Below are 3,015 nucleotides of genomic sequence, written 5' to 3'. Positions count from 1 at the left end.
AACTCCTCGGTGTAGGCGTCAGTAATGCCGTAGCGGACCGAGTGTGCGCCCGTGGAGTTGTTGCCGATGCCGCCGCCGACGGTCGAGCGATTCGACGAGGCGGGGTCCGGTGCGAACTTCAGTCCGTGGTCCGCGAGCGCGGCGTCGAGGTGGTCTTGGACGCACCCCGGTTGGACGGTCGCGCGCTTCGCTGACGGGTCGATATCGACGATGTCGTCCATGTACTTCGTGAAATCGATGACGACACAGCCCCGCCCGACGGTCTGGCCACCCAACGAAGAACCCGTTCCGCGCGGCAGAACGGGGACGCCGTGGCTCGTCGCGGTTTCGACGGCGGCGCGGACGTCGTCTACGTCCTTCGGCAAGACGACCCCCGCGGGTCGCGCCTGGTAGATGCTGCCGTCGGTCGCGTACAGTACCTGCGCGTACTCGTCGAACTTCACCTCTCCGTCGACACGGGAGCGTAACTCTGTCGCCAACGCCGAATACTCCGCGGCGTCCGGCCGGTCGAGGTCTAACGTCGTTGCCGATGTCTCTCTTCCCCGAGGGGAGTCGAGCATGTCTTCGACTGCCATCATCATTGCTACACATACGCACGGATTAAATGCTCTGGTGTTGCGACACGTCTCCACCCCTGAACAGCTCGTTACGACCGACGTGGGGATTTATATTCACGTCCTCGGTACGTAACCACATTCATGGTCAGGTCACCGAACTGGAATCAAACTGACGTGGCACGCGCTGTCCCGACAGCATCCGAAAAGGAGGTCGACCAACTACTCGCGAGCCTCCAGCGACTGACCGGTATCGGCGTGTGGTCGTACGACGTGTCGGACGACGAACTGTGGTGGAGCGACGAGGCAAAGCGGATACACGGGCTGGACCCGGCGGCGACGCCGACCGTCTCGGACGTCGCCGAACAGTACGCCGAAGGCGACCAAGACGAGGTACTCGCTCGCCTCGCCGACGCTATCGAACACGGCGAGTCCTTCTCCGTCGACGTGCGGTACGCGAGCGAGCGAACGACGGAGCGGTCGATACGGCTGGCCTGCGAACCGCTGGTCGAAGACGGTCGGACGGTCGACCTCCACGGCGTCGTACAGGACGTAACCGACACCAAGCGTCAGGAACAGCGCATCGAGATTCTCCGACGGACGAGTCAGGAACTTCGGAACGCGAGTTCGAAGGCGGAAGTCGCCGAGATACTCGCCGACGCCGCGAAGAACGTCCTCGGCCTCGTCAACACGACCGTTCGGCTGGTCGACGAGAACCGGAGCATGCTCCAGACTATCGAGGCGACCGAGGAGTGTCTGGAACGCGCCGGCGACCGACCGAACTACTCGGTCAGCGAGGACACGCCGGCGGCACGGACGTACCGGACGGGCGAACCGGTCATCCACGCGAACCACGAACACACCGAAGACGACCACAGTCGAGGGGCTCTCCAGTCCGGGCTGTACGTCCCCATCGGAAGCCACGGCGTGCTCAGCGCCGGCGACGTCGTCGTCAACGCGTTCGAAGAACACGACCTCGAAGCCGCGAGTCTCCTCGGCCAACTCGGCGCGGAGGCTATCACGCGCATCGGTTGGGTGAAACGGTCGCGAGCGATTTGACGCACACTGAACGCTCTTCTCATCACGAGGCTCGACGCTGCCAGAGGCGAACCGTGAGTTCGCGACGTTCGGATTAACGGGCTGGGTGGTATCGGCGTCCGTGCTCGTCTCGACGCTCTGTTTGTTCCCGGGGTAGTCGGGGAGAAACATGTTCGAATTGATAGGCCTAGCTCGCTAGTTCAGCCGATTTACATTATGGCAACAGTTATCAACCATCAACATAATAGTTGAGGCATGATTGAGAACGTGACCGGGCGACGGCTCAAGACGACCCAAGCCTCGTTGGAGATTCTCAGCCTCATTTTGGAACACGACGGCCTCACGCTCGCCGAACTGGACTCCATGGTCGACAGTTCGAAGAGCTCCATCTGCAGTCACCTCAACACGCTCTTGGAGAGCCGATACTTGGTCAAGCACGACGGCATCTACCACGTCAGTTTCAGGGTGGCGCTGTTGGGCGAACGCGCTCGACACCGCTATCCGAACGACAAGGTCGTCGAGCGGGTCGTCGACGAACTGGCTCGCGCGACCGACCAAGAGGCGAACTTCACGATTTTCGAACACGGTCGGCTGCTCATGTGTTACGGCTCGTCGACCGACGAAGGGCGAGATGCGAGCGGCGTCAGGTATCGGTCCGAGTACCACCTGCACAACACGGCCGCGGGGAAGGCAATCCTCGCGGAACTGGACCGCGACGAGGTCGAATCGATAATCGACTACTGGGGCCTGCCGAGGGAGTCGGAGGGCACGATTACGAACCCCGACCAACTGTTCGACGCGCTGGACGAAATCGCCACCCAGGAGTACGCTGTCGTGGACGAGGAGTTCGCACCGAACCTCATCGCTATTGGTGCACCGGTCCACGACGGCGATGGGCGCATCGTCGGTGGGCTCAGCGTCGGCGGGCCGAAGTATCAGGTGGACATGACGCGGCTCGAACGCGAGTTCGCCGACGAGCTACTGAGCGCCGTCGAGTCGCTGGAATCGGCGCTCGCGTAGACTGCGACTGTCTCGTGGATCTCGCGAGTTACCGCAGCTTCGCTCGCGGTCAGGTCGGGCGTCACGCGAAAAGGACAGACGCTGGATGGTTGGACTTGTCTGGCTGACTGACTGGCTGCGTTAGTCGTCTGTCCCGACTGCCATCGCGCGCTCGACGATGTCGGCGCCGTACATCTCTTCGAGCGCGTCGTGTTGGTCCGGGCGGTGCTCGTACACGTCCTGGAATAGGGCGACAGGGGTCATCGCGGCCTGATACGTCGCCTCGTCCCACATGCGATCCTTGGCGATATCGACTTCGACGCCGTCGATGACGAGCGTCGTCGCTTGCGTCATCGCAATCGCGCCCTTGCCGGCCTCCTTGGCCGCCTCGAACTCCTCCATGGAGTCGACGATGTCGTCCATG

3 protein-coding genes and 1 pseudogene are annotated in these 3,015 nt (G+C 62.6%); 2 read left to right on the top strand and 2 right to left on the bottom strand.

Translation table 11 applies throughout. The annotated features are described in order from the left end of the window. Positions 1 to 560 (bottom strand): FAD-binding oxidoreductase (locus NKF06_RS20265; protein ID WP_253246427.1); only part of this gene is annotated, 560 nt, incomplete at its 3' end. A 171-nt stretch (positions 561 to 731) separates the two neighbouring features. Between NKF06_RS20265 and NKF06_RS20260 the strand changes: the two genes are divergently transcribed. Further along, entirely contained in the window at positions 732 to 1,613 is an 882-nt protein-coding gene (locus NKF06_RS20260; protein ID WP_253246426.1) for a GAF domain-containing protein, read from the top strand. Between the two features lie 234 nt (positions 1,614 to 1,847). Beyond that, positions 1,848 to 2,612, top strand: coding sequence for an IclR family transcriptional regulator (locus NKF06_RS20255; protein WP_253246425.1), 765 nt, complete (start codon positions 1,848 to 1,850; stop codon positions 2,610 to 2,612). Between the two features lie 120 nt (positions 2,613 to 2,732). On the opposite strand, the pseudogene NKF06_RS20250 reads toward NKF06_RS20255, so the two are convergent. Beyond that, positions 2,733 to 3,015: pseudogene (locus NKF06_RS20250) on the bottom strand (malate synthase); the annotation flags it as partial.

This window comes from Haloferax sp. AB510, from assembly GCF_024136985.1.
Lineage (GTDB): Archaea > Halobacteriota > Halobacteria > Halobacteriales > Haloferacaceae > Haloferax.
Note: the sequence above shows the minus strand (reverse complement) of the source record. Positions and strands in the feature narration are given on the sequence as shown.